30 protein-coding genes are annotated in these 25,538 nt (G+C 60.3%); 15 read left to right on the plus strand and 15 right to left on the minus strand.

The annotated features are described in order from the left end of the window. Window positions 1-125: 125 nt before the first annotated feature. Window positions 126-1,346, plus strand: coding sequence for a proteasome-activating nucleotidase Pan2 (gene pan2, locus VI340_RS01110; RefSeq protein WP_336357594.1), 1,221 nt, complete (start codon window positions 126-128; stop codon window positions 1,344-1,346). Window positions 1,347-1,384: 38 nt separating this feature from the next. On the opposite strand, the gene glpR is transcribed toward pan2, so the two are convergent. The 6 genes from glpR to VI340_RS01140 form a co-directional block, all read right to left on the minus strand. Then, window positions 1,385-2,158, minus strand: a complete 774-nt coding sequence (gene glpR / locus VI340_RS01115; RefSeq protein WP_336357595.1) for an HTH-type transcriptional regulator GlpR — start codon at window positions 2,156-2,158, stop codon at window positions 1,385-1,387. A 215-nt stretch (window positions 2,159-2,373) separates the two neighbouring features. Further along, on the minus strand, window positions 2,374-2,547 hold the full coding sequence (locus tag VI340_RS01120; RefSeq protein ID WP_336357596.1) for a hypothetical protein: 174 nt from the start codon (window positions 2,545-2,547) through the stop codon (window positions 2,374-2,376). Between the two features lie 2 nt (window positions 2,548-2,549). After that, window positions 2,550-3,680, minus strand: a complete 1,131-nt coding sequence (locus VI340_RS01125; RefSeq protein WP_336357597.1) for an ABC transporter ATP-binding protein — start codon at window positions 3,678-3,680, stop codon at window positions 2,550-2,552. Window positions 3,681-3,686: 6 nt separating this feature from the next. After that, entirely contained in the window at window positions 3,687-4,607 is a 921-nt protein-coding gene (locus VI340_RS01130; protein WP_336357598.1) for a carbohydrate ABC transporter permease, read from the minus strand. Continuing rightward, window positions 4,604-5,542, minus strand: coding sequence for a carbohydrate ABC transporter permease (locus VI340_RS01135; protein ID WP_336357599.1), 939 nt, complete (start codon window positions 5,540-5,542; stop codon window positions 4,604-4,606). Before VI340_RS01135 ends, VI340_RS01130 begins: the two co-directional genes overlap by 4 nt. A 28-nt stretch (window positions 5,543-5,570) precedes the next feature. After that, window positions 5,571-6,911, minus strand: coding sequence for a sugar ABC transporter substrate-binding protein (locus VI340_RS01140; protein WP_336357600.1), 1,341 nt, complete (start codon window positions 6,909-6,911; stop codon window positions 5,571-5,573). A gap of 363 nt (window positions 6,912-7,274) precedes the next feature. On the opposite strand from VI340_RS01140, the gene VI340_RS01145 reads away from it, so the two are divergent. From VI340_RS01145 to VI340_RS01155, 3 genes are all read left to right on the plus strand, one after another. Then, window positions 7,275-8,489 (plus strand): outer membrane protein assembly factor BamB family protein, encoded by a 1,215-nt coding sequence (locus VI340_RS01145; RefSeq protein ID WP_336357601.1) that lies wholly within the window; start codon window positions 7,275-7,277, stop codon window positions 8,487-8,489. A 42-nt stretch (window positions 8,490-8,531) separates the two neighbouring features. Further along, entirely contained in the window at window positions 8,532-9,002 is a 471-nt protein-coding gene (locus VI340_RS01150; protein ID WP_008311052.1) for a pyruvoyl-dependent arginine decarboxylase, read from the plus strand. A gap of 84 nt (window positions 9,003-9,086) precedes the next feature. Next, window positions 9,087-9,440 carry a DUF5811 family protein gene (locus VI340_RS01155; protein WP_004518427.1) on the plus strand — a complete coding sequence of 118 codons (354 nt, stop codon included), beginning with the start codon at window positions 9,087-9,089 and terminating at the stop codon, window positions 9,438-9,440. A 53-nt stretch (window positions 9,441-9,493) separates the two neighbouring features. Here VI340_RS01155 and VI340_RS01160 read toward each other — a convergent pair whose 3' ends face one another. Together VI340_RS01160 and VI340_RS01165 are read right to left on the minus strand one after the other, a co-directional pair. Further along, complete coding sequence (locus VI340_RS01160) at window positions 9,494-9,688, minus strand: hypothetical protein (RefSeq protein ID WP_008311048.1); 195 nt, start codon at window positions 9,686-9,688, stop codon at window positions 9,494-9,496. Between the two features lie 244 nt (window positions 9,689-9,932). Continuing rightward, window positions 9,933-10,814, minus strand: a complete 882-nt coding sequence (locus tag VI340_RS01165) for a helix-turn-helix transcriptional regulator (RefSeq protein WP_008311046.1) — start codon at window positions 10,812-10,814, stop codon at window positions 9,933-9,935. 187 nt (window positions 10,815-11,001) lie between these two features. Here VI340_RS01165 and VI340_RS01170 point away from each other — a divergent pair, with 187 nt between their 5' ends. The 4 genes from VI340_RS01170 to VI340_RS01185 all read left to right on the plus strand — a co-directional run bounded on the left by VI340_RS01170 (window position 11,002) and on the right by VI340_RS01185 (window position 13,683). Further along, window positions 11,002-12,261 (plus strand): DNA cytosine methyltransferase, encoded by a 1,260-nt coding sequence (locus VI340_RS01170; protein WP_336357602.1) that lies wholly within the window; start codon window positions 11,002-11,004, stop codon window positions 12,259-12,261. 70 nt (window positions 12,262-12,331) lie between these two features. Further along, window positions 12,332-12,619 (plus strand): hypothetical protein, encoded by a 288-nt coding sequence (locus tag VI340_RS01175; RefSeq protein WP_336357603.1) that lies wholly within the window; start codon window positions 12,332-12,334, stop codon window positions 12,617-12,619. Next, window positions 12,616-12,906, plus strand: a complete 291-nt coding sequence (locus VI340_RS01180) for a hypothetical protein (protein ID WP_336357604.1) — start codon at window positions 12,616-12,618, stop codon at window positions 12,904-12,906. Before VI340_RS01175 ends, VI340_RS01180 begins: the two co-directional genes overlap by 4 nt. 174 nt (window positions 12,907-13,080) lie before the next feature. Further along, window positions 13,081-13,683, plus strand: a complete 603-nt coding sequence (locus VI340_RS01185) for a tyrosine-type recombinase/integrase (RefSeq protein WP_336357605.1) — start codon at window positions 13,081-13,083, stop codon at window positions 13,681-13,683. Window positions 13,684-13,744: 61 nt separating this feature from the next. On the opposite strand, the gene VI340_RS01190 is transcribed toward VI340_RS01185, so the two are convergent. Then, window positions 13,745-14,332, minus strand: a complete 588-nt coding sequence (locus VI340_RS01190; RefSeq protein WP_336357606.1) for a hypothetical protein — start codon at window positions 14,330-14,332, stop codon at window positions 13,745-13,747. Between the two features lie 231 nt (window positions 14,333-14,563). Here VI340_RS01190 and VI340_RS01195 point away from each other — a divergent pair, with 231 nt between their 5' ends. Further along, window positions 14,564-14,794, plus strand: coding sequence for a hypothetical protein (locus VI340_RS01195; protein WP_336357607.1), 231 nt, complete (start codon window positions 14,564-14,566; stop codon window positions 14,792-14,794). Window positions 14,795-15,299: 505 nt separating this feature from the next. Here VI340_RS01195 and infB read toward each other — a convergent pair. Together infB and VI340_RS01205 are read right to left on the minus strand one after the other, a co-directional pair. Beyond that, window positions 15,300-17,105, minus strand: a complete 1,806-nt coding sequence (infB, locus tag VI340_RS01200) for a translation initiation factor IF-2 (protein ID WP_008311039.1) — start codon at window positions 17,103-17,105, stop codon at window positions 15,300-15,302. A 94-nt stretch (window positions 17,106-17,199) separates the two neighbouring features. Then, the gene (locus tag VI340_RS01205; protein WP_008311037.1) at window positions 17,200-17,733 is read right to left on the minus strand and encodes a plastocyanin/azurin family copper-binding protein; all 534 of its coding nucleotides are present in this window, start codon (window positions 17,731-17,733) and stop codon (window positions 17,200-17,202) included. 178 nt (window positions 17,734-17,911) lie between these two features. Here VI340_RS01205 and VI340_RS01210 point away from each other — a divergent pair, with 178 nt between their 5' ends. Together VI340_RS01210 and VI340_RS01215 are read left to right on the plus strand one after the other, a co-directional pair. Further along, window positions 17,912-18,151 (plus strand): PRC-barrel domain-containing protein, encoded by a 240-nt coding sequence (locus VI340_RS01210; RefSeq protein WP_004518435.1) that lies wholly within the window; start codon window positions 17,912-17,914, stop codon window positions 18,149-18,151. Beyond that, the gene (locus VI340_RS01215; protein ID WP_004518436.1) at window positions 18,152-18,610 is read left to right on the plus strand and encodes an NOB1 family endonuclease; all 459 of its coding nucleotides are present in this window, start codon (window positions 18,152-18,154) and stop codon (window positions 18,608-18,610) included. On the opposite strand, the gene VI340_RS01220 is transcribed toward VI340_RS01215, so the two are convergent. Genes VI340_RS01220 through VI340_RS01230 form a run of 3 tightly spaced genes read right to left on the minus strand, consistent with a single transcriptional unit; the run spans window position 18,607 to window position 21,286 of the window. After that, the gene (locus VI340_RS01220; RefSeq protein ID WP_008311035.1) at window positions 18,607-18,753 is read right to left on the minus strand and encodes a CopG family transcriptional regulator; all 147 of its coding nucleotides are present in this window, start codon (window positions 18,751-18,753) and stop codon (window positions 18,607-18,609) included. The genes VI340_RS01215 and VI340_RS01220 overlap by 4 nt on opposite strands. A 56-nt stretch (window positions 18,754-18,809) precedes the next feature. Then, window positions 18,810-19,952: a CPBP family intramembrane glutamic endopeptidase gene (locus VI340_RS01225; RefSeq protein ID WP_336357608.1), complete on the minus strand. Its 1,143-nt coding sequence runs from the start codon at window positions 19,950-19,952 to the stop codon at window positions 18,810-18,812. 23 nt (window positions 19,953-19,975) lie between these two features. Continuing rightward, window positions 19,976-21,286: a glucose-6-phosphate isomerase gene (locus VI340_RS01230; protein WP_336357609.1), complete on the minus strand. Its 1,311-nt coding sequence runs from the start codon at window positions 21,284-21,286 to the stop codon at window positions 19,976-19,978. Between the two features lie 126 nt (window positions 21,287-21,412). On the opposite strand from VI340_RS01230, the gene VI340_RS01235 reads away from it, so the two are divergent. Both VI340_RS01235 and VI340_RS01240 read left to right on the plus strand, forming a co-directional pair. Continuing rightward, on the plus strand, window positions 21,413-21,961 hold the full coding sequence (locus VI340_RS01235; RefSeq protein ID WP_008311032.1) for a hypothetical protein: 549 nt from the start codon (window positions 21,413-21,415) through the stop codon (window positions 21,959-21,961). A 94-nt stretch (window positions 21,962-22,055) separates the two neighbouring features. Then, a complete protein-coding gene (locus VI340_RS01240; protein WP_008311030.1) occupies window positions 22,056-22,523 on the plus strand; it encodes a DUF5812 family protein in 468 nt (155 codons plus the stop codon). Window positions 22,524-22,549: 26 nt separating this feature from the next. Here the strand turns inward: VI340_RS01240 and VI340_RS01245 are convergent, their stop codons facing one another. Then, window positions 22,550-22,864, minus strand: a complete 315-nt coding sequence (locus VI340_RS01245) for a hypothetical protein (protein WP_008311028.1) — start codon at window positions 22,862-22,864, stop codon at window positions 22,550-22,552. Window positions 22,865-22,965: 101 nt separating this feature from the next. Here VI340_RS01245 and secF point away from each other — a divergent pair, with 101 nt between their 5' ends. Both secF and VI340_RS01255 read left to right on the plus strand, forming a co-directional pair. After that, window positions 22,966-23,853, plus strand: coding sequence for a protein translocase subunit SecF (gene secF / locus VI340_RS01250; RefSeq protein WP_008311027.1), 888 nt, complete (start codon window positions 22,966-22,968; stop codon window positions 23,851-23,853). Beyond that, a complete protein-coding gene (locus VI340_RS01255; protein WP_336357610.1) occupies window positions 23,850-25,484 on the plus strand; it encodes a preprotein translocase subunit SecD in 1,635 nt (544 codons plus the stop codon). Before secF ends, VI340_RS01255 begins: the two co-directional genes overlap by 4 nt. Window positions 25,485-25,538: the final 54 nt, after the last annotated feature.

The following is a 25,538-nucleotide window of genomic DNA, read 5'->3' on the forward strand; positions in this document are numbered from 1 at the left end:
CTGTCTGGCTGTTCGAGCCACCGGTCTAACCGAACGCTACAGCCCCGTCCCGACACGGATAACCCTTTCACCCCCTGTGACCCGAAGGCACTTTGTGTCTCAACCGTATAGTATCGACCATCCAAATGTCGCGCAGTCCCTCGCTTCCGGAACGACCACGGTTGGAACTTGATCCCGATATGACGCCTGACGAGCGTCTGGAGGCACTCCGGGAACATTTCAAAGAGATAGTACAGGTCAACGAACAGCTGACCGAGCAGCTTGACGCCGCCCGTGACCGGCAACACGACCTCACGGACGAGGTCGACCAGCTTGAACGGGAAAACGAGACGCTCAAGACGTCCTCGCTGTATATCGCGACAGCCGAGGAGCTGACCGACGACGGCGTCGTCGTCAAACAGCATGGCAACAATCAGGAAGTCCTGACCGAAGTCTCGCCGTCCATCCGCGACGGGCTGGAGGCCGGCGACCGCGTCGCCATCAACGACTCCTTCGGCGTCAAGCAGATTCTCGATCCCGAGACTGACGCCCGCGCACAGGCGATGCAGGTCGACGGCTCGCCGGACGTCTCCTACGACGATATCGGCGGCCTCGAAGAGCAGATCCGCGAGGTCCGGGAAGCCGTCGAGGAGCCGCTGGTCAACGCCGAACAGTTCCGCGAGGTCGGTATCGAACCGCCGAGCGGCGTCCTGCTGCACGGCCCGCCCGGCACCGGGAAGACGATGCTGGCGAAGGCCGTCGCCAACGAGACCGACGCGACGTTCATCAAGATGGCCGGCTCCGAACTGGTCCGGAAGTTCATCGGCGAGGGCGCGCGACTCGTCCGTGACCTGTTCGAACTCGCCGCCGAGCGCGAACCGGCTATCATCTTCATCGACGAAATCGACGCCATCGCGGCCAAGCGAACGGAGTCGAAGACCTCAGGCGACGCCGAGGTCCAGCGGACGATGATGCAACTGCTCTCCGAGATGGACGGCTTCGACGAGCGCGGGGAAATCCGCATCATCGCGGCGACGAACCGCTTCGACATGCTCGACCGCGCCATCCTCCGACCCGGCCGCTTCGACCGCCTCATCGAAGTCCCGAACCCGGATGTCGAGGGCCGCGAGCGCATCCTCGAAATCCACACCACGGAGATGAATCTCGACGACGACGTGGACCTGGGTGCGTTCGCCGCCGAGACCGACGGCCTCTCCGGTGCGGAGCTAGCGTCGCTGGCGACTGAGGCCGGGATGTTCGCCATCCGCGACGGCCGGACGACGGTGAAGCAGTCCGACCTCCACGACGCCTACGAGAAGATCGAGGCCGACGACGACGCCAGCAGCGTGCCGGTCGCGTTCGCGTAGCGTCGGTACAGCAACCCGGTTTTTCGCGGTTCTCGGACTTACGGTACGGCCAGCAGATTATCGACTACGGTGACGTTGGCCTGTTCGAACACCGACCGCATCTCGTCGCTCAGCGATACGTCCGTAATGACCATATCGATGTCATCGACCGTCGCGAACTCCCGGAAGCTCTGACTGTCCAGTTTGCTGCCGTCAGCCACCAAGATGACATGCCGACCGCCTTCACAAAGCAGCGTCTTGATGCGCGCTTCGTCCTCGTTTGAGACGGAGAGACCGCCGTCGCTCTGGACCGCATCGGTTTCGAGAAACACGATGTCGAAGTTCGTCTTCCGGAGATACGACTCGGCGCTGGGGCCGACGAGTGCGTCCGAGGTTTGACGCAGCGAGTCGCCGACGACCTTGACTTCGCCGCAGGTCTCCCGAAGTTCGAACGCGCTTTCCGGTGAGTTCGTCGCGGCGAGCAGCGACACCGCCTCCGGGATGGCTTTCGCCACTTCACGGGCCGTTGGCCCCGTATCGAAGAAGACGGCGTCGCCGTCACTCAGTTCCTCGACGGCCCGGTCGGCGATCGCCCGCTTGCCGCTCGGGTTGTCAATGCTGTCGGTCGTGCCAGACTCGTTGATCTCCTCTTTCGAGGCTGGGAGCGCACCGCCGTGAAACCGTTCGATGAGCCCGTCCTCCGCGAGTGAGGAGAGGTCCCGCCGGATCGTCGCCTCGGAGACGCCGAACTCCTCGGTGAGCTCCTCGACCGTGACCCGATCCGATTGGTTCACTTGTCGAACGATCTCCTTCCGTCGTTCATCAGGTATCATGTTCTGTTACAGTGTGACATCGGTGGGTCCGGACCCTGCGAGCGAGTTCGGCCTACGACTGGTGTATGTGTTATCTATTGTCATCATCGATCTCGAAAGAATCGGCCCCACTCCCAGGGCCGGCGTCGCAGTCTAGTGATTTGCGAGATTGCTCGATGGCGTTCAGTGGGATATCATGCAGTATGTAGACGTTCATGAAAAACTCTCTCCCGGTACTAAGTACTGAGGACACCGAACAGTGTCGCGACGACTACCCCGACACTGCTGATGATTGCGCCGCCGTAGATACCGGTCGCGTAGTTGAAGACTGCAAGGCCTGCCAGCCCGAACGCAGTCCCGAACACGAGCATATTGGCGGGTGCCATCCTATCGGTGAGCGCTGCGGCCATCGTCAGATCGTCGCCTGCTGTTCGATCTTCGAATCGTACGTGAGCGATTCGCCCGTGGCCGGGTCGAAATACTGGAGCGAGTCCCTGTCGAACCGGAGGTTCACCGCATCGCCCATCTCGACGGTCGTATCCGGATCGACCGCGGCCTTGATGCTCTGGCCGGTCTCGAGTTCGAGTTCTAGGACGGTCTTCTCGCCCTGCGGTTCGACGACTTCCACCGTCGCCGGGTGGACGTTCGCCGGGACGCCGTCCTGGTTGAGCGCGATGTTCTCCGGGCGGATGCCCAGCGTCACCCGGTCACCGAGATACGGTTCGAGCGCGTCGGTGAACTCGTCGGGGACGTTGTGGATCGCGCCGCCGAGATCCAGTTCGAACTTGCCGGCGGCGGACTCTTCGAGCGTCCCTTCGAGGAAGTTCATGCTCGGTGAGCCGAGGAAGCCGGCGACGAACATGTTTCGCGGGTTCGAGTACACGTGGGTCGGTTCGCCGACCTGCTGTATCTGCCCGTTGTCCATGACCGCGATCTGATCGGCCAGCGTCATCGCCTCTACCTGATCGTGGGTGACGTAGACCGTCGTCGTCGACAGCTCCTCGTGCAGTTTGTTCAGTTCGGCACGCATTTGGACACGAAGCTTCGCATCTAAGTTCGACAGCGGCTCGTCCATCAGGAACACCGCGGGATCACGCACGATTGCGCGACCCAGCGCGACGCGCTGTTGCTGTCCGCCGGACAGCTCCGACGGCCGGCGATCCAGTAGCTCTTCGATCTGTAGCAGTTCCGCGGTCTCCTGGACCCGCTCGGTGATGATCTCCTCGTCCGTGTCGTGTTGCTCCAGCCCGAACCGCATGTTGTCCCGCACCGTCTTGTGGGGATACAGCGCGTAGTTCTGGAACACCATCGCGATGTCGCGCTCGTACGCGCGAGCGTCGTTGACGATGTCCTCGCCGATTCGGATTTCACCGCCGGTCGCCCGTTCGAGCCCCGCGATGAGGCGCAGGGTCGTGGTCTTGCCACACCCTGACGGGCCGACGAGGACGGTGAAGCTTTCGTCGGGGATGTCCAGCGAGATGCCGTCGACTGCGGTAACGTCGTCGAATTCCTTTACGAGGTCGGTGAGTTCTACGTGTGCCATAGTTAGTTACTCCTTGACAGCTCCTTGTGTGAGTCCGCTCACGATGTACTGCTGGAAGAACAGGCCGAACAGGATGCCGGGTAACGCGGCGATCATCCCGCCAGCTGCGAGGTGTGCCCAGTCGACGAAGTCGTCGGCGACGAACAGCGAGACAGCGATCGGTAGCGTCTGTGCCTGTTCCGAGGACGTGAGAACGAGCGCGAAGACGAACTCGTTCCACGAGAAGATGAACGCGAGGATGGCGGTGGCCGCGATACCCGGCTTCGCCATCGGCAGAATGATCTTGACGAACGCTTCCCAGCGGGAACAGCCGTCGATCTGGGCCTGTTCGTCCAGCGATTCGGGGATGCCGTCGAAGTAGTTCTTCATGATCCAGACGGCAAACGGGAGATTGAAGAACGTGTACGTGAGGATGAGTGCGAGCCGCGTGTCGTACAGGCTCCCGGTGAGCCCGCCGATGAGCGGTGGGTTCGACATGATCTGGAAGAACGGGACGATCAGTGCGATGGGCGGGATCATCCGCGCGCCGACGATCGACAGCAGCAGCGATTTGTTCCCCAGGAAGTCATACCGGGAGAAACTGTAGCCGGTGACCGTCCCCAGGGTGATACAGATGAGCGTCGTCGTCGTCGCGACGATCATGCTGTTGATCGTGTAGTTGTCGAACGGCCGGTTCGTGAAGATATCAATGTAGTTCTGTGCCGTCGGGTTCTGCGGGAAGAACGTGATCGGCAGCGACAGCACTTCGCTCGATGGCTTGATGCTCGTGATGAAAATGTAGTAGATCGGGAACCAGATGATCAGGACGTACACGGCGAGCAGTCCGTAGGCCAGCAGCCGCTCGCGGGCGACCGACGGCCACTCGTTCTGTGTATCCAGTCCCAGCGACCGACGCAGTCGGTTGAGTGGTGATTTCTTCGTGCTCATGCTTCGTAGGGTGACTCGCCGAATAACTTGTACAGACTGGCCACGATGGCGAAGGTCACGGCCAGCAGGACGACTCCGAGTGCAGCGCCGGTCCCGGGTTCGTTGAACACCTGTGCGGTCCGGTACAGCCAGGAGGCCCATACCTCAGTCGACTTCCCTGGGCCACCCTGGGTCATCACCCAGACCAGGTCCAGTGCCCGGATGTCGAAGATGATACGGATGGTCAGCGCGACCAGTATCGACGGTTTCAGGAACGGATACGTGACGTTCCAGAACCGGGACCACCGACTGGCCCCGTCGACTTCCGCGGCGTCGTACAGCTGCTCGGGGACGTTCTGCAGGCCCGCGAGCAGGATAATGATGATAAAGGGCGTGAACACCCAGACGTCGGCGATGATGAGCGCCATCATGGCGAGCGCGCCGTCCGAGAGGAACGGGATGTTCCCGGAGATGACGCCGAGGCGCTGGAGTGCGCCGTTTATCGCGCCGAAATCGGACTGGAACATCCAGCGCCACATCAGCCCGCTCATCACGTACGGGAGAATCCACGGGACGATGACCGCCGTCCGGAACCAGCCCCGTCCTTTCAGGTCCTTATCGAGCAACAGCGCGATGCCCAGCCCCAGCAGGAACGAGATGGAGACGCTGAAACCGACGTAGATGACTGTATTCGTCGTTATCGAAACGAAACTGGGGCTGAATACGCCGAGCGCGGCATCGCCCCCTTCGCGTGCGAAGATCAGCCGCTGGAAGTTCCGCAGACCGACGAACTCCATCTCATTCGTTATCGGGTTCCGGAACTGGAGGCTGCTGAGAAACAGCTTCGCGGTCGGGTAGACGATTATCGCGGCGATCCACAGAAGCGTCGGCCCGACGGTCAACGGGACGAACAGCTTGTCGAGTTTGCGACGCAACGGACTCTTTTCTATTGACATATTATCTATATATCTTGGACCGCGCCGATCAGATGAGGCCGATGTCCTGGTAGAGACGCTCGATGTTGTCGTAGGCGTCGTTGAGCGCCGCCTCGGGGTCTTTGTTCCCGAGCAGCGCCGGCGTGAGCTGTTCGTTCAGGTAGTCGTCGACCTGGGGCTGGGCCAGGTAGGTCTCGCTCTGTGCGTTTTCGAGGTTGAACCGCATGTCTTCGAGCAGCCAGGAAGGGTACTCGTTTTGGATCTCCTCGTCGTCGTACACGTCGGGGACGACACAGGGGTTGCCCTCGACGAGCATGTTGTTCTTGCAGGACTCTCGGGTGGTCATGAAGCGGGCGAACTCCTTGGCCGCGTCTTTGCGTTCCGAGAACGCCGAGACGCTGATGCCGTTCGTGTCCTGGAACGTCGCGCGGCTCTCGGGGCCTTTCGGCGGTTTGGCGCTGCCGATTCGGTTTTCGTCCCATTCGTCGATAGCGCGCGCCCCGAGCGGCGTCCAGGACTCGACGGTCGCGTACTGGCCGGCGATGAAGTTGTCACCGATGCCACCCTCGCCGAGGCTGGACATCCCGTCGGGGGTGATGCCACGCTCACGGAGCCCGTTGAAGAACTCCAGCACCTCTTTGCCTTCCTCGACGAACACCGGCTCGTAGCTGTCGTTGAACAGCTGGCCGCCGGCCTGGTAGAGGAACTGCTTGAAACTGAACACGGACTTGCCGGCCCACGTGAACGCGAACCCGGACTTCTCGCCCTGTGAGAGCTGTTCGCCCTGACTCAGCACCTCGTCCCACGTGTCCGGCGGCGCGTCGAAGCCCTGGTCGTTCAGGTACTGCTGGTCGTAGAGGTAGCTTCCCCACTTCCCGAACTCGGGGGCCATGTACGTCTGGCCGTCGAACTGGACGAGGTCGTTCAGCGAGTCGGGGAACTTGCTCATGTGATCGTTCCCGAGGCCGATCGGTTCGAGCCAGTCGGAGCTAACGAAGTCAGCCAGCCACCAGGTCGGCCCGTTGAAGGCGTCGACGGTGCTGTCCTGGTTCCGCCAGATCGTCGTCAGGCTGGTCTTGAGGTTGCTCCACGGGACCTCGTTGACTTCCACGGAGATGCCGGTCTCCTCCTCAAACCGATTGATGTTGTCCTCCGTCCCCGGGTCGAACTCCAGTGACCCGGCGTTGTAGAACACGATTTCGTCTGCCATGGTCTCCGAACCAGTGCCGGTCGTGGCACCGTCTGAACTTTCACCGTCGGAGCTTTCGCCGCCGGAGCCGTCCTCCGTGCTCGAATCGGAGCCGCCGCTGCAGCCAGCGAGTGCCGCTGTCCCGATGACACCAGCGCTTTTGATGAACGTTCGACGAGTGCGTTTTGAATTCTTCTGCATGCAATCGCTCACGAGACAGCCATGGATTATAAATTATGGGGGTAATTAAGAATGAACGCTCATCTCATAAATAATAAAATAAGCGTCCAAAAGTAGATATTAGCGGCTAAAAACGTCTTTGAGATAGCAAGCGCTATAGTATATTATTGGTTATATATTAAATCGTATATTTTTGTGTGATTGATTTCACTCACAAATCTGAATTCGAGCGTGTTTTGAACGGTCCGTTCACCGAATCGTGCAGACCCGGTAACCGACTGAATCGGACTTCCGTCATTCGGTTCGGTATCGAGACGCCCGAAGGTCGCCTGTGGCCCGCGTGACCCCGCGCGATTTAAGCCACACCGCCCGGTATCAGTGCCCGTGACAGAGCGCGGACGGACGCGGCGGGCGTTTCTGGGGACGCTCGCGGCGACGACGGTCGGGTCAGTTGCGGGGTGTCAATCACAGTTCGATCCGCTCGCATCGACGGCGCTTGACGAACACGCCGCCACACAGTTCCGGCAGGGGCTCCTGAACCAGGGATATCAGGACGCGTCGATACCGGACGCTGTTGAGCGGGCCTGGGAACTGCCGGCCAACCGCGGGGACCACACCGCGGCGAAGGGGAGTCCCGTGCTGGCACCGACCGGTGACCTGATTTTGGCCGACGACACCGGCCGCGTGCGGGCCATCGCACCTGATGGCGAGGTCCAGTGGGCGACGACCATCACGCAGGCCACCCGGGGGAGCCACGGCACGCCGGCTATCGCCAACGACACCGTCTACATCGGGGCCTACGACGGCGCGCTGTCGGCGCTGGACCTCGAAACCGGAAAGCGGCGCTGGCGGACGGAACTCGGTGATGCCATCGGCGCAAGTCCGACCTACTACAACGGGTCGCTGTACGTCGCTGTCGAGCACGCGGCTCCGAGCGGGAGCGTCGTCGCGGTGAACGCCGCGACCGGCGACGTGCAGTGGCGGGACAGTCGGCCGACCGACCATCCGCACTCGACGGTGGCGCTGGACCGCGAACACGGTCGTCTGCTGTTTGGCTCGAACGACGGCTACTGCTACGCGTGGTCGTTCCCGGGTCTGGAACAGGTGTGGCGGTACGACACCGGCGGCGACGTGAAAGCCCCCATCGCCGTCGCCGACGGGACCGCTATCGTGCCGTCGTGGGCCGAGACGGTCACTGCCGTCGACGTGACCGACGGCTCGGAGCAGTGGACCTTCGAGGCCGACGCCGACGTGATGTGTGCGCCGGCGGTCCACGACGGCACCGTCTACGTCGGCAGCCACGACGACCGGGTGTACGCACTCGACCTCGAAAGCGGCGAGGAGCAGTGGCGCTACGACACTGGCGGGTGGATTATCGGGAGCGTCGTCGCCACCCGAGGCCACGTCCTCGTCGGGTCCTACGACGGGCGACTGTACGCGCTGGAGCGGGACTCGGGAGCGAGGGTCTGGACCACCGACAACCGCGGCCATGTGACGAGTGCTCCGCTGGTGACCACCGACGCCATCTACTACACGGAGCGCGCGGTCGAGGGCGACCCGAACCGACCGGGAATGTGCTACAGACTCGTTCCGGCATAACGAAGCGAAACCCCTTACCCCGCGGACCGTCGACTGTCGCCTATGAGTACTATCCGGGTCGTGTGGGGGACTGCGACCGGCCCGACCGCACTGGCCGCGTACGACGCGGCACTCGCCGAGGCGGGCGTCCACAACTACAACCTCATTTCGCTTTCCTCTGTCATTCCTACCGAGCCGGCTATCGAGGTGACGGAGACGGCACCGGACCTGGGGCCGCCCGGCGAAGCGCTAGAGGTCGTCCAGTCCTCGGCGACAGCCGAGCCTGGTGAGAGCGTGGCCGCTGGTATCGGCTGGGCCCGCAGCGAGGACGGGCCGGGCATCTTCTACGAGGTCGACGGGGGCAGCGAGGACGCGGTCCGGATGGAAATCCGCGAAGGGCTGGCCGCCGGCCGGGACCTCCGGGATTGGGAGTTCGTCGAGGAGAACGTGTACGTCGAGTCGGCGTCCGACGACGCCGAGTACGCCAGCGCCGTCGTGCTCGCCACCTACGGCGAGAGCCACCCCGTCGTGTAAGCGGCATTGCACCGACGGTTCCGGTCAGAACTGTGTTCGACCCTGGGTTTTTAGTCCTCCCCCCCATAGAGACAGAGAACGTTCATGTACGGTAATACGTCGTTTGGTGGGGAGACGGAAGAAGTGACGCTGACCGCGGAACAGCGTGAGGAGCTCCGACGGGACCTCTCAAGCGTCGCCGCCCGGACCCGCGAACTCCTGCCCGGCGAGTTCGTCGTCGGTTCGGAAATCAGCAACAGCACGACTGGACCGCGGGCCACAATCGCGGTCCAGCCACCCGTCGGATCGGTCGTCAGCGCCGACTACACGCCCGAGGACCCGGAAAGCGCGAGCATCTCCGACGCCGAGCGCGACGACCTCGCGCAGGGCATCGCCGCCTCTGCGGCCCTGCAGGTCAAGCAGGTGATGGGCGACGACACCTCGCCGACGGCGCAGTAACGACTGTCGTTTTCAGTTTTCGCCGGGACAGTCGCGGAGCGGAGACGCCGAAATCAGGCGTGGCCATCACTGGCGACTGGCGGATTATAGAACAGCGCGTAGCCGATAGAGCCGCTGGCCGGGAGACTGCCGGCACTCAGCGCAGTCACGAGGCTGATGGAGGTGACGACTGCGCCGAGCGACGCCAGCAGCATCGAGAGGGCGATGCTGGCGAGCACGAGGTCAGGCATCGACGGGCGGCCGGACATTCGTGTCTCTACAGAGACACGCCTGCTAATTAAATATTATTACTCGTGCAAACGGTGCGCTGCCCACCGCCTACTTCCACCAGAACTACGAACCGAATTCTGAACCGCACTACGGGGGTGACGGAACTGCGTATTACTACTACAACTCTCGCAAGTCCGTGGAGATCGTACGCAGAGAACTCAACGAAACGCTCTACACAGCAGTTGAATCGGGGAATTGCTCCTTACACGCACGTACGCAGAATCAGGATAATTGCTGTTGGTTCATAACTGACCTCAGAACATCTCCATTCTTCTTTTTGTAATAACTCCGGGTATAGGGAATTAGTTCTGGGTCAAGATATAGACAATCAAAGTCCCATAGAGCATCAGCAGTAAATGTTGCAGTTTTTCCAGAGTCACCTTCAGTATCGCTTTCGTTGAATTGTTCTTTTTCCATTTCACCCATACGAACTTCCCAAACCCAAGGTGTATCCTTTCTCTCACCTCGTTCGTAGCTTCTGTCTCTCCCGCCGAGGACATATCGTACGACGACGTACATACCGGGCTTAGCGATATGGCCTTTTGGTTGGTTATCTTCCATAGCCATCTTGACCTCAATACCGGGAACACCGCTCTGCTTCCCGCTACTGATTAAATCGGGGAAGTTCCCTGCGTTCACCCGATACAATCCATCAGATGCTCCAGCTACACCAGATGCGAAGAATTCTCCAATAACTGTTGACAGAGCCGCATACTCATCGAACTGTTCTGCGAGCGGGTCGAGACCTCGACGGCGTAGTGCGAAATCAATCGTGTCCAGGTTCTCATAAATCTCTTCGACACCATTGAGAATCGCAGAGCTATCAAACGGAACTTCTTCGAGAATGTCTGCATCTTCTATAACGTATTCCCTGTTTGCTGTCCTGAATGATTCGGGATTTGTAAGTTCCGTTATTGTGATATCTAATGCTTCCGCAATCCGCATAGCAATCGACAAACTCGGCTCTCTCTCACCTCTCTCGATTTTTCCCAGAGTAGTCCGATGTATATCAGCAGCCTCGGCAACTTCTTCAAGCGAGCTTTCGTGTAGTTCACGAAGTTCCTTTATCCGATTACCAAGCTCCGACTTGAACTCATCGTCCATAAGATATTGAGAGAGACCGACCGATTTAAGAATGGTTGTGACAATTGTCTCATTAACGGATTGACTGTTTCTTCTGAACGTGGGTCGTGAAGATTATTAAGTGCGTATAGCGACACAGTATCTTAATGAGCGAGAGTTCCAATCAAGAATATTTAAAAAGAAATGAGACAATTGTCTCATACAACCTATGGTAGGTGTAATCGATCTGTTTTGTGGAACGGGAGGATTCACATACGGGTTCAAGACTCACCCATCAAATGAGTTTGAGGTTCTCCTTGGACTCGACAAAAAAGGAGCAGCTACAGAGACCTTTAAAGAAAACCATCCTTCAGCTAGCGTCGTTAATGAAGATATCCGAGAGTGGCCTGCTGAGAAAACTGCTACAGAGAAGGACATTTCTCCTGATGATGTGGATGTGATTGTAGGCGGCCCACCCTGCAAAGGCTTCTCTTCAATCCGCCCAGACCGCGGAACTGAGGCTGAAGACGAGAGGAACGGCCTCTATACAGACTTCGTGAATTATGTCGATTTCTTTGAACCTGACTTCTTCATTATGGAGAATGTAGTGGGTCTTGCCACTCACAACGACGGAATAACGATTCAGAAGATTATCGATAGTGTACGGGATATCGGATATAGTGCTGACTGGCGAATTGTTAACGGCGCTAACTTCGGACTTCCCCAGAGGCGTGAACGCCTGATTATGATTGGTTCGGGAGATGACCGAGTTATCGAATTTCCACGACCTACTCATCAAGCTAATGGGCGAACTATTGGCTACAAGGACGAGTCTAAGGTAATCACAGCTCAGCCGACTCTTGATAATTTCCGTGCTGGGACTTCCCTACCAGAAGGCCGTACCATTATGGACGCTATCGGTGATTTACCTGAATTAGAGGCTGGAGAGGAAGTAACAGAGTACACCAAGCCAGCGCAGAACGAATATCAAGAGACTATGCGGAAGAATTCGAACGAGCTCTCTCTACATAAGGCGACGAAGCACCAGTCGAAAATGATGACCATCATTAGGCATAGCGGTCCAAATAAAGAAGCTACAATAGAGAATCTTCAAGCGTCTGATGAGGTAGACGATGTTGAGGATTACATAAGTAGTGGCTATAGCTCAAGCTATTCTCGTCTGGACCCAGACCTTCCATCGGTTACGATTACGATGAACTTCATCCATCCTGCTTCGAACAAATGTATCCATCCGTACCAAGACCGAGCTCTAACTCCACGAGAAGGTGCTCGGGTACAGAGTTTCCCTGATGACTTCGAATTTGTTGGTAGTCGAAGTGATATTGTGGAGCAGATCGGTAACGCCGTACCTCCGCTACTCGGTCGTGTGTTGGCCGAGCATACTCTCGGAATGTATGATGATTCGTATGAGACCGACTATGTTGCCTGTGTTACTGAGAAGAAGGACCAACGAACAGTTAGTATCTAACTGAATCTGTTTATCTGGGTACAACCCTACATTTCGGGTCGAAATTGATTAGAAGGACCGCCTTGAGAACATGCACGACACCATGCTTTCCCAGGGTGGTATCCCTAACAAGGTGTTTTCCGATGTATACGGCGCACTACCCGTGGTGGAAGAAGTATTTGAGGGGGCGGACAGGGACGCTATCGCCGTGAAGTTCGGAGCAACGGCGGCTGAAGTCGCAGATGACGCGGGTGTGTCGGAACTTGAAGCAGGGAAGGCGCTCGTTCAACTCTACTACGAGGACGATTACAGCGACGTGCAGATGTTGATGATCCACGGGTTTGACGCTCCACACTACTGGAGGGAGGTGGGTCAATGAGTGCCATGGACCCTATCGAGAGTTACCGCGAGAGTTACGTACCCCGTTCACAGTCGGATACGGCAGAGAACACGGTAAAGCGCCACGTCCGACACCTTCGAAAGTTCGAGATGTGGCTTCAAGACCGTGGGAAGGAGATCACTGGGGAAATCGAGGTGGAGGATGACCTACTGCGGTTCCATCGGTGGATGAAACTGCGGGGTGCTGGCACCAAGTTCCCAGAGTGCGATACCGTGGCGGACCCTTTCGAGGACCTTTATCCTGACTGTGGGGCCGACGTGTCGTAGGGTGAACCTGTCGGCTACTCGGAAGGGACAATCAAGAACGCAACGGGGGCAATCAGCAAGTTCTTTCAGATACAGCGACCAGATGATCCGAACCCCGTAGACCAATGAGAAACCACAGGGTCGGACGGTAAGTGGTCAATCACCACGGAGAAGAAGCGGGCCACTCGGGAGGGTGTGTTCTACCTCGAATCCGATGAGGTTGACCAACTCGTTGAGGCGGCAGACGGCTTTCGAGACAAATTGATTATCCGCATCTTGGTTTCCACGGGCATGAGGCGGTCGGAGTGCATCAGCCTGCGGCTCAGGGACGTGGAGCCTGACCAGAAGTATATCCTCATCTACGAGCGTAAGAACGACGACTATCGGAAGGTCGGTTTTCGCTCAGACAAACTGGCGCGGGATCTCCAGATGTGGATTGACCATTACAGACAGCAGGAATACGGGGCCGCGGAAAGCGACTACCTCTTTCCCCCCGACGGGAAGGGCAAGAGCGACCATCTGGGTGAAACCGTGGTGCGAGACATTGTGGTTGAAGCGGCAGAACGAGTAGGGATTCAAGACGACTACGGGACTGACGCTTTGGGCAGAACGCAACACCTGGTAACTCCGCACGCCCTACGGGCCACATTCGCCGTCCAATGCGCTAAGAACGGTATTCCCGCGCCGATGGTCAAAGAGGCATTGGGCCACCACTCACTCAATGTGACCGACATCTACACGTCCGTGATAGATGATGACGCGGCAAACATGATTCGCCGTGACGGACCCTCTTTCTAACGCTGTTGGGACCCACTCTTCACACTTGTATCACAAGGCGGGACAGACTGGGGCATTTGACTCACCTTGTCGGGTCAGCCGACGGAGGGTCTTCTTCAACCACTCTATCATTTTCTATGTCACTCTTCATAATCTTCCCCACTTCATCTGATTCGTTGTAGAGGTGGCGGAGTGGGCGTTTGTATTCCCTATCACAACGAGGGCAGACCCAAACCCGACGCGTAAAAAACACCCATTTTGTGACCTTTCGACGTGTGAGTTCGGTATCATCATGCGGGCAAAAAGGCCCTTCTACGTGGATATACGGCTTTGATCGCCTAGAATTGCTCCCGTAGATCCCACACCAATTTACGCCCCACTTTTGTACTGTAACCGCTTCCTCAACACGATTCGGTCTCCCCTTCACTACATAACCAGGTGGCGCGTTGTCGCTAACCAACTCTTCTCTACGCCTTTTCAGGTAACGGAAGACTAGGCTAAGAAGTATGAACACAACTGTAAAGATCAGTATGAATCTCGGGACGGGTTCAGTAAGAAATGCAATTGGTGGAGTTTCGGAATAGACTTCTCGGGATACCAAATCATAGAGAAGGGTAGCAATTAGAGCGGCTACAATCCGCTTCGCAGTGACTTTGAAAAAGTCCCTCATTTACACACTAATTGATCATACGATACTTAAAAGACTTTGAGAGCTGAGGATTGTCCTTACAATCGAATCTAACGCAGTTGCGAAATGTGGGAATGAGAACCCCTCACGACGATAACTCAAAGTCATCTTCTAGAGATTTTATTCGCGGGAGCTGTCAAGGCGATGGTCCCGCTCACCGTGGTGGGGGCGTTCGTCTTCGTATTTTTCAAGTTCGCGGGGGAGATGGCATAGATGTCCGACTTGGACGACGCGGATGATCTGGCGACCGCCGTGGCGATACTCGGAGCGGCTGGTGTCCTCCTAACCATGACTTCGAGTATTGGTGACGCGAGTACCGCCCAAATGGTCGCATGGGCTACGGACGTGATTCGGACTATCGCCGTTCCGTCTTTTGGGCTTATTATCCTGTTCTGGTTCCTTCTCAAAGCCGAACCGCTGATAGACGCCTTCGCAGACTGGTGAGGAGGGCAGTCGGCATAACATCTTTACTTGAAACCCATTGAGTGAGCCTATGAACAGCCTACCATCTAAAAACAAGATAGTGGTGTGGCTGTTCACCTTCGCTTCAATATTGTTCGTAACTCTCTCTGTGGTTTTCGACTATCGCCCTACTCAGACATACCTGCAGATCTTTGAGAAGTCTCTGTTGCTGATCCTCCCGACATCAATACTTGCTATATTGATAATATATTACAAAAACAACTTTTGAACGGTGTGTCGCAGGTGGTCAGATATTATCTCAATACGTCACCCAAGGCTACCCACCACCTACTGTGGAGCGATAGGGACCCATCCGCTCTGTAATCTTGACGGGGCGGGGTCGCGGGGTGTGACAGTTGAGCTGGAGTGAGGCGAGAACAGTTGTGAAGCGGCTACCTATCAGGTTGGTAGAGTTGTTTAGCGGGATCAATCCCGACCGTCGGCTATTCCCTCCGAATTTGTGTACACATTCGACTACACAATTCGCCTATTTCCCCCAGAAGGGGTCCCGGTTCCGGTGTTTCTCCAGATACATCGACAGCGCCTCGCGCTCGTCGACGGAGATGTCCTCCTTGAGTTCCTGTTCCAGAATCTTCGCGTGCTTTTCGGGGATTTCGACCCAGAGGTCGTCGCCTTCCTCGATCTGGCGGCCGACGGTCGGCCCCTGGATCGAGACGGCCATACGCTCGCCGGCGCGGGCGGAGTCCACGTCCTCGCCCTCGTCCTGGATCGTCTTGAGGGTCCCGACGCGGTTTGCCTCGCCGTTCTCCCATCTGACGACGTTGACGTTCCGGCGGAGTTCACCGGAGAGGATTTCGACGCCGACGACGGCGGGGTCTGACTGGCGGAACGTGTGGTCCTGCAGAATCCGGAACTTCGCGGGTCGGGTGATGTTCTCCAGAATCTGCTCCTGCTGGGCCTCCTCGATGGCGGTGACGTGGTCGTCGTAGGACTCGACGAGCTGGTAGATGACGTCGTCCTCGAACAGCTCCACGTCCTCCTGTTCGGCGAGGTCTCGCGCGTCGTCGAGGACCTCGACGCTGAAGGCGAGAATCGCCTGGTTGGTCGGCTCGCCGGCCGTTTCGGCGACTCGCACGTCCCGCGGGGCGACCGCGCCGACCTCGGCGCGCATAACCGGGATCTCTTCCTCTTCGAGCGTGCTCGAAAGGGCTTCCAGCGAGCCGAGGGTGTCGGCCTTGATGACGACGCCTTCTTCTTTCGTGGTCACCTCGATTTCGGCGAGTTCCTCCTCGACTTCGGCGATGACCTCGCTGCGGTCGCGGTCGCGGATGACGCGGATCGGCGCACCGGCCATCGCGTCGCCGAGGTCCGGCGCGGCGATCTTGACGCCGTCGGCGGCGGCGACCTGCTCGACCTGCTCGAACTCCTGTTCGGTCCGTATCTCTTCGAGCGGGCGTGGCCGAAGCAGCGCGCGGACATCAGTGACGATGGGGCCCTGCAGACCGCCGACGACGATGGTGTCGTCGTTGCGGATGGTCCCGTCGTAGATGATAGCGTCGAGCGTCGTTCCAAAGCCCTGGGTGTCTTTCACTTCGAGGACGGTCCCGACACCGGGACCGCTGGTGTCGATCTCCATCTCCTCTTTCATGTACCGCTGGGACAGTCCCATCATCACCGTCAGCAGGTCAGGGATGCCCTCGCTCGTTTCGGCCGAGACCGGCACGACGCCGATGTTAGCCTGGAAGTTCTGGACGCGCCAGTACATGTCCGCCGAGAAGCCGTTGTCCGAGAGTTCGCCGATGATCTCGTAGAGCTTCTCGTTCAGGTCGGACTGGACGCGGTCGGACTGGGCGTCCATCGTCTGCTGGACCGGCTGTCCCTCGTTGGGATTCCAACCGGGGACAGTGTCGATCTTGTTCGCAGCGACGATGAACGGCGTCTGTGTGCGCTTGAGGATGTCGATGGCCTCCAGCGTCTGGGGCTGGAAGCCGTCGTTGACATCGACGACAAGGATGGCGATGTCGGCGAGCGCGCCGCCCCGAGAGCGAAGCGTCGAGAAGGAGTGGTGCCCCGGTGTGTCGATGAACAGCAGGCCGGGCAGGTCGAAGTCAGTCGGGTCGACGAGGTCGCCGGCGATCTCGGAAATCACGTCCAGTGGGACTGCCGTCGCGCCGATGTGCTGGGTAATCGCGCCCGATTCGCCGGCGGTGACGGCCGAGCCGCGGATCTTGTCGAGCAGGCTCGTCTTCCCGTGGTCGACGTGGCCCAGAACGGCGACGATGGGCGTCCGCAGGGTGTCGTCGGTGGCTGTGGTGGGGTCCGTGTCAGACATAGATGGCTCCAGAAGTTGTCAGAACCGAGTCGTCGGTGGCAGTTAAGTTCGTCGTCATCAGACGCGCGCGACCGAACGTGGGGCTAAGCGGGCGTCACTCGGTTACAGTGAACGACCCCGTCATGCCGACGCTCTGGTGGGGGACGCAGTGGTACTCGTACTCGCCGGGGACCTCGAACGTGTAGGCGTACTCGTAGCCCGAACTGTACGTCGTCCCATCGTCGCCGGGCGTCCCCGACCAGTCGCTGTCTTCCGGCGTCGCGGTCGGCTTGACGTTGTGGCCGCCGGCCTTCCAGACCCACAGCACGGTGCTACCGACGGGGACCTCGAAGGTTTCCGGGTCGAAACTGAAGCTTCCCGGCGCGACGGCGACCTCCTGGTCGGCGTCCACCGGCGTTCCGGTCGGCGTGGGCGTCGCTGTCTCGGTCGGGGCGGCCGTGGCAGTCGGTGTCGGCGACTCAGTCGGCGTCGGTGTCGCCGTTTCAGTTGCCGTCGCGGTTCGAGTCGGCGCTTGTGTGGCGGTGGCTGTCGGTGACGGTGTTCCGTCGCCGCCGCTACTACAGCCTGCCACGGCCCCGATGACGGCGGCCGCGAGGCCCCCGAGAAACTGACGCCTGTTACTGTCCATGCGTACCCGTCGGCCGCCTCTCGCATAGGGTTGTGGCTCGCTGTAGATGTTCCGGGGCGCGTCGGAAGGTCGAAGACGGCACCATGGCCGCCGATACCGGTATCCATCGGTCCACATCGCAGCTCACCTGTCGGACATCCCCGTGGCGTTTATGTAACCTCGTTCGGAACAAGGGGGTATGGCTGCAATACTCGCAGAAAACCTGTCGGGGAAAGACGTGATGGGGACTGACGGCGCGGAGATCGGCAGTCTCTACAACATCACGATGGACTTTTCCTCGGGCGCGCTGCACAATCTCGTCATCGACCCTGCGGAGTCGCTCCGCAACACGAACTTCGAGTACAGTGACCAGGGCCGCCTGCTTGTCCCAGTTGAGCGGGTCAAGGCGGTGAAAGACCATATGATCGTCAAACGCTAGATGTACGTTCTTGACTCCTCGGCATTTATCAACGAGTATCATACTGACGAGCAGATAGCGACGATTCCGCTTGTCAGAGAGGAACTGGAGGACGAGGCCGCCTATCGCTTCGACGCCCTCGAAGGCTCGGGAATGCACCTTCACATCCCCGAGGACAACACGGTCGAGCGCATCGAACGCGCCGCCAGCGAGACCGGTGACCTCGCGGAACTCTCGGAAACCGACATCCGGCTGATCGCGGCCGCGTTCGAACTCGACAGCCGACTCGTCACCGACGACTACGCGATGCAGAACGTCGCGGAGAAACTCGACGTGGCGGTCGAAGTCATCGCCCGTGAAGGGATTTCCGAACAGCGGGAGTGGCTGTTCCAGTGTGCCGGCTGCGGCCGTGAGTTCGACGAGAACCGCGACCGCTGTCCCATCTGTGGCAGCTCGCTATCGCGGAAGAACCCGGCTTAGACGGTTTGTTCGTCCCGGGCTTCGAGTCCGAGCTCGACCAACTGCGAAAGCACTTCCTCCTCTGTGATGCCGTAGCGCCGCGCAAGCGTTTCGATGATCCGCGCTTGGTCGTCATCACAGACGATGGTGAACCGCCGAGTCATGCCATCGCCTACAACGGTAGTTCGCATAAACACCCGTCAGACAGCAGTCAGACGCCTCAAACTGCCGGATTTCCTGTAATCTCGATGTACAATGTGAGAAACTGGATGGCATTGAACGCCCCGTGAATAAAGATGGGGACGAGCAGGTTCTCGGTCTTGAGATAGCTCAGGCCCAGCAGCGTCGACAGGACGAACACCAGTAACAGCGAGAGGACGGTCTGTGTCGGCGTCCCAGTACTGTACTGCCCGAAGTGGACGACGCCGAAGACGGCGCTCGTGAGTATAATCGCCTGCAGATCACTGAAATCGTCGTAGAGGTACTTCTGGATGATGTTTCGGTAGATGAACTCCTCGCTCGGCGCGATAGTGAGAAACGCCAATGGGACCATCACGAGCAGGAACGAGGGGTCTCTGTTGGCTAGCTCTTCGACGCTGCTTCGGGCCGCTTCGAGTCCAAGCGCCTGGATGAGGTAACTGAAGCCAAACAGCGCGACCATGAGGACGGCGACGCCGCCGACGCTGTAGCCGATATCACGGAGACCGGGTCGCCGCAAATCGAGATCAGCCCAGGTCCGGTCTAGCCGGTTGGCGACGGCCGCCCCGAAACCGACGAAGCCGACGCCGATACCGATAGTGAGCGTGATGTACGTCGGTCCGGTGACAGTCCCGCCGTCGAGCGCCGCGGCGCTGACAAGCCCTGCGGCCGCGGCTCCGAGCACGACGAACTGGGCGAACAGCGTGCCCACGAGGAAGCCGGCCAGCCCGATTCCCGTCGCGACCGAGAGCGCTCTGGCGACCGTGTACAGCCGGTCGTTTGCCACGTCGGCCGCCAGCGCCCAGCCCAGCGCAATCGTCACGCCGCCGGCCAGCACCGCGAGATACACGGCGATTCCGACAGTCGCCTCGACGCCGGGACGGAACTCCGGCCCGAAGAAGGCGACGAGCGTCGCGAGCGTTGCGATGACGCTTGCGCCTGTCGCGCCCAGACCTGCCTGACGACGGTCGAGTGCGCCGTGACGGACAAGTGAGAAGGCGAGCGCGGCGACGACGAAGCCGGCGGCGGTGACCTGGCGAGCGGTGACCGGACCGGCCGTCGTCGCCGGTGTCATCCAGCTAACGACGCCGGTTTCGGTGGCGACGAGTACGACGAGACCGAGGCCAGCGGCGAGAACACCCCAGTTCGCGGCAGTGTCGTCCATTATCGGCAGTCCGTTGCGCCGGCCTAAAGGGACTCCGTTTCGCCGATCCGCAGCCGCTCGCGCTCGTCGATAACCGCCGTCTCGTCCGTCGACTCGCCGCGGATGAGCGCCCGCGTGGCGTTCTTTCCCCACTCGACGGCAGGCTGGGTGAACGTCTCAACCTCCGCGAGTTCGCCGACGAGGACGCAGGCCGCCTCCATCGCGTACAGCAGTTCCCCCAAGTTCTCGGCGTCGAGGCGGTCGATCTCAACTTCCAGCGCCGGCCGGTCAGCCGCCGGCAAGCTCGCTACCGTGGCCTCGTACTCGGCGTCGATGAGGCCGCCGAGGTCGGTGCCGGCGAGATACGACAGGTCCTCGTGGTCCGGATCGGGAATCGCCACGTCGGCGCGTTCGCGCGGCCGGACGAACGTGATGACCTTGTCGCGGTGGCCGGCGCGGTACAGCTGGAGCTGGGAGTGCTGGTCGGTCGCGCCCAGTGCACGCGCGGGTGTCTGGCCCCGCCCGTCCTTGCCCAGGCTCTCGGCCCAGAGCTGTGCGAACCACTCGCCGAAGGACTCCAGGCGCTCGGCGTAGGGCATGACGGCGTTGACCGTCGCGCCCTCCTCTTCGAGTGCGTAGGCCATCGCGCCGTAGGCATAGGCCGGCGAGTCGTACAGCGACGGCGCGAGGTCGTCAGCCGCTGTCTGGCCGCCGGTAAGCAGCCCTTCAATGTCGATACCGAGAATCGCCGGCGGGACGAGCCCGACCGCCGAGAGGGCACTGAAACGCCCGGGGACGCCCTCGGGCACCGGCAGCGTCGGCAGGTCGTGCTGGTCGGCGAGCGCCCGGAGCGGGCCGGACTCGCCCGTGGTGACGACGATGCGCTCGGTCCAGTCGACGCCGCGGTCCTCGTAGGCCTCGCGGACGACGAGGAAGTTCGCCAGCGTCTCCGCCGTCGTCCCAGAACGCGAGACGACGTTGATGGCTGTGTCGGCGAGGGAGAGGCCGTCGAGCGTCCGCCGGACGTGCTCCGGGTCGACGTTGTCCAGGACGACGTGGCTGTCCGGGTCCTCGGCCAGCGCCTCCGTGATTGTTTTCGCCCCCAGCGCGGAGCCACCGATCCCGACGGTGATGACCGAGTCGGCGTCGGCGACCGGCGCGACGGCGTCGCGGATGGTCTCGGCGTCGGTTGCTTCGGGGAGGTTCAGCGACGCGTAGCCGAACTCGCCGTCGTCCCGTCCCTGCTCGATTCGCTTGTGGGCCGCGGCCACCCGCTCGTCCAGGTCGTCCAGCGTCGCTCGCTCGACGCCCGGGTCGGCGGCACTGGCAAGCGCGGCTCCGATATCGACGTGCATACTGGGGGTGTCGACGGGCGGGTACAAACAACTCCCGGACGGCATGGCAGGCCGCAGACGTGGCTCCGCTCTCACCGCTGGTCGGACAACACCGCGCTTAACCACGCGCTCGCCTAACCCACAGGTATGACAGACGCGACGGCAGAGCAGTCCGTCACAGCTGACGCCGACGACGACCGGCCCGAACCGTACAACGGCCTGCCGGGTGCGTTCCCGTACGCGTTCCGGGCCAGCGACTCGCTGCTGTTCAAAGCCTACGTCCCGGTCGCGCTGTTGCTGTCTGTGGCGATTACGCTCGTGTTCTCGCTCGGGCTGATAACGCAACTCGCCGAGACCGGGAGCGTCCGCGGCGGCACGTTCACCTTCTCGCGGAGCTTCTTCCTGTTCATCGGACTGTTGCTCGTCGCGCCGCTGCTGGCCCCAGTGCTCTCCGTCGCGCGCCGTCACCGACGGACCGCGTCCTCGGTCGCCTACGACCGCGCCCTCGCGCTCTCGGCGTTCCTGTTCATCGGGTCGATATACCTCGCGCTCTTGACCTCCGCCCCGGCGGAGCTTCGCGAGCCGACACAGAGCGCCGTCGTCGGGTTCTTCTACTCGCTGCCGCCGCTTGCGGGCCTGGCCCCGCCGCTGCTCGCGACGCTGGTGATCTATCTGACCCACCGGCTGCTGAAGTAGCGCCGCCGGCCCACGGCCCCCACTCCTCCGAAGCGATACGACACACCGTCCCCGGGTCGAAACGGGCAAGAACGCCCGCCACGAATTAGCGTCTATGACAGCGATTGAAGGGACATTTCTGGTCACGAACGCCGACGACGCGTCGGCGACGCTTCGGAACGTCGCGGACTCGCAGGTACTGACACTGTCGGACAACCCCGGTGTCGAGGCCGGCGAGGTAGTGGAGGGGACAGTCGAACCGGAGCCGCCCATGGAGGTCACGTACACCGTCACCGAAGTCGCCGAGCGGCGACGCATTCCCGTCGAGAGGGTCGACCTCGCGCCGACGGCACAGACGACCGAAATCGCGGCGGAACAGGCCCCCGGCGAGCTAACGACGGTCGAACGCGCCGGCGAGGGCGAGGTTCACGTCCTGACGGTCCCGGACGACGAGACGGACGAGGCTGCGGCGGATGTCGTCGAGGACGAAACCACCCTCTCGCGGGCGGCCAGGCTCGGCGTCGACCGCGTCGAGGTTCGGACGGCAGAGGGCGTCGTCAGCGTGCGCTACCTGCCGGACTGACGCGTTCTCTCGTCCGCTCCAGTTTCCTATTCGGTCGGTCCGGCGGCGCTCTGAACCTGCCAGCCGCCGGCGATTCCGCAGGCCTCCCGCTCGGTGTAGACGAACGCGGTGTCTTCGGTCACCGCGGACCCACCCTCGACGGATTCGATCTGAAGCGGGAAATCCAGCGTGTCGCCACAGCAGCCGACGCCGACGAACTCCGTCCACACGTCGCCCGGCGCGGCGGTATCGTGTGTCTTCCGGAGGTACGCGCGGAACGGCGAGCCGTCGATTTTGTCGCGACCCCAGCCGCTGAGGTCCGCCGGGTAGGAGAGTTCGACCCTGGTTGCGCTTTCGGGCATACTCGGATATACGTGATAAACTGCCATAGATGTACGGCACGGCGGATGTCAGCGGCAGTGATTGAGAAGGCTTATTCGCCCCCGTCTCACACCGTTCCGTCATGTTCGAGTTCGAGGTCCCGGAAGTCGATTACACCCAGTATTCGAACCGCCAGCTGGTGGCGGTTCCGCTGGTGGTGCTTGCGCTCTCGCTCGCGGTCATCGGTGGTTGGTGGGCTGTCACCGGGGCACCAGTCGACCGGGGCATCGACTTTACTGGCGGGACGGAATTAACGATAGGGACAAACGCGACGCTCACAAACGAAGAAATCGAAGCCACATTCGACGAGCCGGTTGTTTCGGTGCAGGGTATCACGACGACTTCGGAATCCACCTACGAGAATCAATACGTCGTCACGTTCGACAATTCGGCCAACGTGTCTTCGGTTCGGTCCGCTGCCCAGTCGGCGGAGGAACTGACACTGTTGGGGAGCGGAACGACATCGCCGCTGTTTGGCGGGCAAAACCAGCGTCTCGCAGTCATCGGTGTCGGAGTTGCGTTCGTTGGAATGAGCCTGCTCGCGTTCGCCTTCTTCCGCACATTCGTCCCGAGTATCGCCATTGTTATCTCGGCGTTTTCCGATATCATGATTCCGCTCGCGATAATGAACCTCCTTGGAATCAAGCTTTCACTGGGAATCGTCGCAGCGCTTCTCATGCTGATCGGGTACTCTGTCGACTCGGATATTCTGTTGAATAACCATGTTCTCAGACGTTCAGGCGGGTTTTACGAATCGACGTACCGTGCGATGCGAACCGGTGTGACGATGACGCTGACCTCTATTGCAGCGATGACAGTGATGGCGGTCGCAGCGACACTATTCGGGATTGGCCTGATGGCCGACATCGGCTTGATACTGGTACTTGGACTGACGGCTGACCTGATGAATACGTACTTGCTCAACGTTACGCTACTTCGCTGGTACAAGTACGAGGGGGTAAACCGATGAGTACCCTTCGAGACAATTGGCGAGTCGTTTTACTGGTCGTGCTTCTCCTGACCAGTGCCATCGCACTGTTCGTTCCCGGAGTTCCGCCGGGAACGAGTGCTGATGGACCGGCCGACGCATCCGGTCCTGCAGCGAGTGAATCCGAACAGTTGACGAACCTCAACTACGGTATTCAGCTCAGCGGTGGAACCCGCCTTCGCGCCCCTATCGTCGGCATCACTGCCGAGAACGTCAACGTGACGCAGGCGGATTCATCTCAACTTGAGCAAACAGTGGCCGACGAACTCGACCTCGACACAATAGACGTCCGGGTCCGACCTGTCACCTCTGAGCGAAGCGCGGGGGCTGTCGAGGTCGTTACAAAAGACGTCACGCATCAAGAACTCCGAACGGCACTCGAGAACAACGGGTATCAGCCGACCACCGTACGTGACGGCGTGACGCCGGAGACGCGCCAAGAGATGGTCGAAGCCGTTGACGAGAAACTCCGGACCTCAGCGCTCAGCGGTGCGTCAGTCCAGGTTGTCAACGTTCCCGGTGGCCAATACTTCGTCAGTATTACCGCCCCAGATCGGGACCGAGAAGAGCTCGTCGACCTGCTGAACGAGCGCGGGACCGTCAAAATATACGCCGTGTATCCCGGCGGTGAAAACGGGTCCTTCGTCCGCGAGGAAGTGCTCAAGCGCTCCCAGATGAGTGATATCTCGGCTGCGGACAGGGAAGGCGTCGGTTGGGCTGTGTACATCACAGTCAGCTCGGATGCCGCCGACGAGTTCTCACAGCGAATGGTCGATGCCGGGTTCGGTGACGGGGCCCCGTGTGGAAACTACAACCATTCGGATATTCAGCAAACGACCGCCGGTGGGTCGGCCGACCCTGCACTTGCAAACGATGAACCTGGCTGCTTGGTCCATACGTTAAACGGAGAGGTTGTCACAGCCCGGGGCGTGACGCCGGGCCTCGGCGAGAGCTTCGCCAGTGGCGAGTTCGCTAACGACCCTGTGTACGTAATGCAAACTGGAAGCTCGGACAACCCCGCTGAAACGGCCAGTGAAATCGAACTGAACCTCCGGGCCGGACAGCTTCCGGCACCGCTCGACCTCTCTGAAGACTCCGGCTCGTCACTCGACCCGGCGCTTGCCGAGCGGTTCAAGCAGAATTCGCTGTTGACCGGTTTGCTGGCTGTCCTCGCAGTCAGTCTCGTGGTCTACGTGCGATACAAACGGGTTGAGGTTGTCGTCCCGATGGTCGTCACGGCGCTGTCGGAGGTGTTCATCCTCCTCGGGTTCGTCGCCTTCGTCCAGTATCCGCTGAACCTCTCGCATCTGGCCGGTTTCATCGCAGTCATCGGTACGGGGGTGGACGACCTCATCATCATCGCCGACGAGATCCTCCAGCAAGGGGAAGTCGAGACCGGACGCGTGTTCCAGAGCCGCTTCCGCAAGGCGTTCTGGGTCATCGGCGCGGCCGCGGCGACGACTATCATGGCGATGAGTCCGCTGATGGTCCTGCCACTCGGCGACCTCTCCGGGTTCGCCATCATTACCATCGTGGGCGTCCTCATCGGCGTGCTCGTGACGCGGCCGGCATACGGTGACATCCTCCGCCACCTCGTGCTGGACGAGGACTGAGCGGCTCCCGCTTTCTGCCTGTTACGCAGTACTGGCCGGGTTCACGCACTCCAA

It is taken from the genome of Haloarcula sp. CGMCC 1.6347 (assembly GCF_037078395.1).
Lineage (GTDB): Archaea > Halobacteriota > Halobacteria > Halobacteriales > Haloarculaceae > Haloarcula > Haloarcula amylolytica.

What these genes read in the sequence shown, in the direction of transcription:
- VI340_RS01165 (WP_008311046.1), bottom strand. Translation starts at nt 10,814, where the DNA reads ATGGACGATGAGTTCAAGTCGGAGCTTGGTAATCGGATAAAGGAACTT.
- VI340_RS01205 (WP_008311037.1), bottom strand. Translation starts at nt 17,733, where the DNA reads ATGGACAGTAACAGGCGTCAGTTTCTCGGGGGCCTCGCGGCCGCCGTC.
- VI340_RS01150 (WP_008311052.1), top strand. Translation starts at nt 8,532, where the DNA reads ATGAGTACTATCCGGGTCGTGTGGGGGACTGCGACCGGCCCGACCGCA.
- VI340_RS01195 (WP_336357607.1), top strand. Translation starts at nt 14,564, where the DNA reads ATGTCCGACTTGGACGACGCGGATGATCTGGCGACCGCCGTGGCGATA.
- VI340_RS01230 (WP_336357609.1), bottom strand. Translation starts at nt 21,286, where the DNA reads ATGCACGTCGATATCGGAGCCGCGCTTGCCAGTGCCGCCGACCCGGGC.
- VI340_RS01170 (WP_336357602.1), top strand. Translation starts at nt 11,002, where the DNA reads ATGGTAGGTGTAATCGATCTGTTTTGTGGAACGGGAGGATTCACATAC.
- VI340_RS01240 (WP_008311030.1), top strand. Translation starts at nt 22,056, where the DNA reads ATGACAGCGATTGAAGGGACATTTCTGGTCACGAACGCCGACGACGCG.
- secF (WP_008311027.1), top strand. Translation starts at nt 22,966, where the DNA reads ATGTTCGAGTTCGAGGTCCCGGAAGTCGATTACACCCAGTATTCGAAC.
- VI340_RS01155 (WP_004518427.1), top strand. Translation starts at nt 9,087, where the DNA reads ATGTACGGTAATACGTCGTTTGGTGGGGAGACGGAAGAAGTGACGCTG.
- VI340_RS01140 (WP_336357600.1), bottom strand. Translation starts at nt 6,911, where the DNA reads ATGCAGAAGAATTCAAAACGCACTCGTCGAACGTTCATCAAAAGCGCT.
- VI340_RS01215 (WP_004518436.1), top strand. Translation starts at nt 18,152, where the DNA reads ATGTACGTTCTTGACTCCTCGGCATTTATCAACGAGTATCATACTGAC.
- VI340_RS01125 (WP_336357597.1), bottom strand. Translation starts at nt 3,680, where the DNA reads ATGGCACACGTAGAACTCACCGACCTCGTAAAGGAATTCGACGACGTT.
- VI340_RS01160 (WP_008311048.1), bottom strand. Translation starts at nt 9,688, where the DNA reads ATGTCCGGCCGCCCGTCGATGCCTGACCTCGTGCTCGCCAGCATCGCC.
- VI340_RS01130 (WP_336357598.1), bottom strand. Translation starts at nt 4,607, where the DNA reads ATGAGCACGAAGAAATCACCACTCAACCGACTGCGTCGGTCGCTGGGA.
- VI340_RS01220 (WP_008311035.1), bottom strand. Translation starts at nt 18,753, where the DNA reads ATGACTCGGCGGTTCACCATCGTCTGTGATGACGACCAAGCGCGGATC.
- VI340_RS01175 (WP_336357603.1), top strand. Translation starts at nt 12,332, where the DNA reads ATGCACGACACCATGCTTTCCCAGGGTGGTATCCCTAACAAGGTGTTT.
- VI340_RS01120 (WP_336357596.1), bottom strand. Translation starts at nt 2,547, where the DNA reads ATGGCCGCAGCGCTCACCGATAGGATGGCACCCGCCAATATGCTCGTG.
- VI340_RS01245 (WP_008311028.1), bottom strand. Translation starts at nt 22,864, where the DNA reads ATGCCCGAAAGCGCAACCAGGGTCGAACTCTCCTACCCGGCGGACCTC.
- VI340_RS01180 (WP_336357604.1), top strand. Translation starts at nt 12,616, where the DNA reads ATGAGTGCCATGGACCCTATCGAGAGTTACCGCGAGAGTTACGTACCC.
- pan2 (WP_336357594.1), top strand. Translation starts at nt 126, where the DNA reads ATGTCGCGCAGTCCCTCGCTTCCGGAACGACCACGGTTGGAACTTGAT.
- VI340_RS01135 (WP_336357599.1), bottom strand. Translation starts at nt 5,542, where the DNA reads ATGTCAATAGAAAAGAGTCCGTTGCGTCGCAAACTCGACAAGCTGTTC.
- VI340_RS01235 (WP_008311032.1), top strand. Translation starts at nt 21,413, where the DNA reads ATGACAGACGCGACGGCAGAGCAGTCCGTCACAGCTGACGCCGACGAC.
- VI340_RS01255 (WP_336357610.1), top strand. Translation starts at nt 23,850, where the DNA reads ATGAGTACCCTTCGAGACAATTGGCGAGTCGTTTTACTGGTCGTGCTT.
- glpR (WP_336357595.1), bottom strand. Translation starts at nt 2,158, where the DNA reads ATGATACCTGATGAACGACGGAAGGAGATCGTTCGACAAGTGAACCAA.
- VI340_RS01225 (WP_336357608.1), bottom strand. Translation starts at nt 19,952, where the DNA reads ATGGACGACACTGCCGCGAACTGGGGTGTTCTCGCCGCTGGCCTCGGT.
- VI340_RS01210 (WP_004518435.1), top strand. Translation starts at nt 17,912, where the DNA reads ATGGCTGCAATACTCGCAGAAAACCTGTCGGGGAAAGACGTGATGGGG.
- infB (WP_008311039.1), bottom strand. Translation starts at nt 17,105, where the DNA reads ATGTCTGACACGGACCCCACCACAGCCACCGACGACACCCTGCGGACG.
- VI340_RS01190 (WP_336357606.1), bottom strand. Translation starts at nt 14,332, where the DNA reads ATGAGGGACTTTTTCAAAGTCACTGCGAAGCGGATTGTAGCCGCTCTA.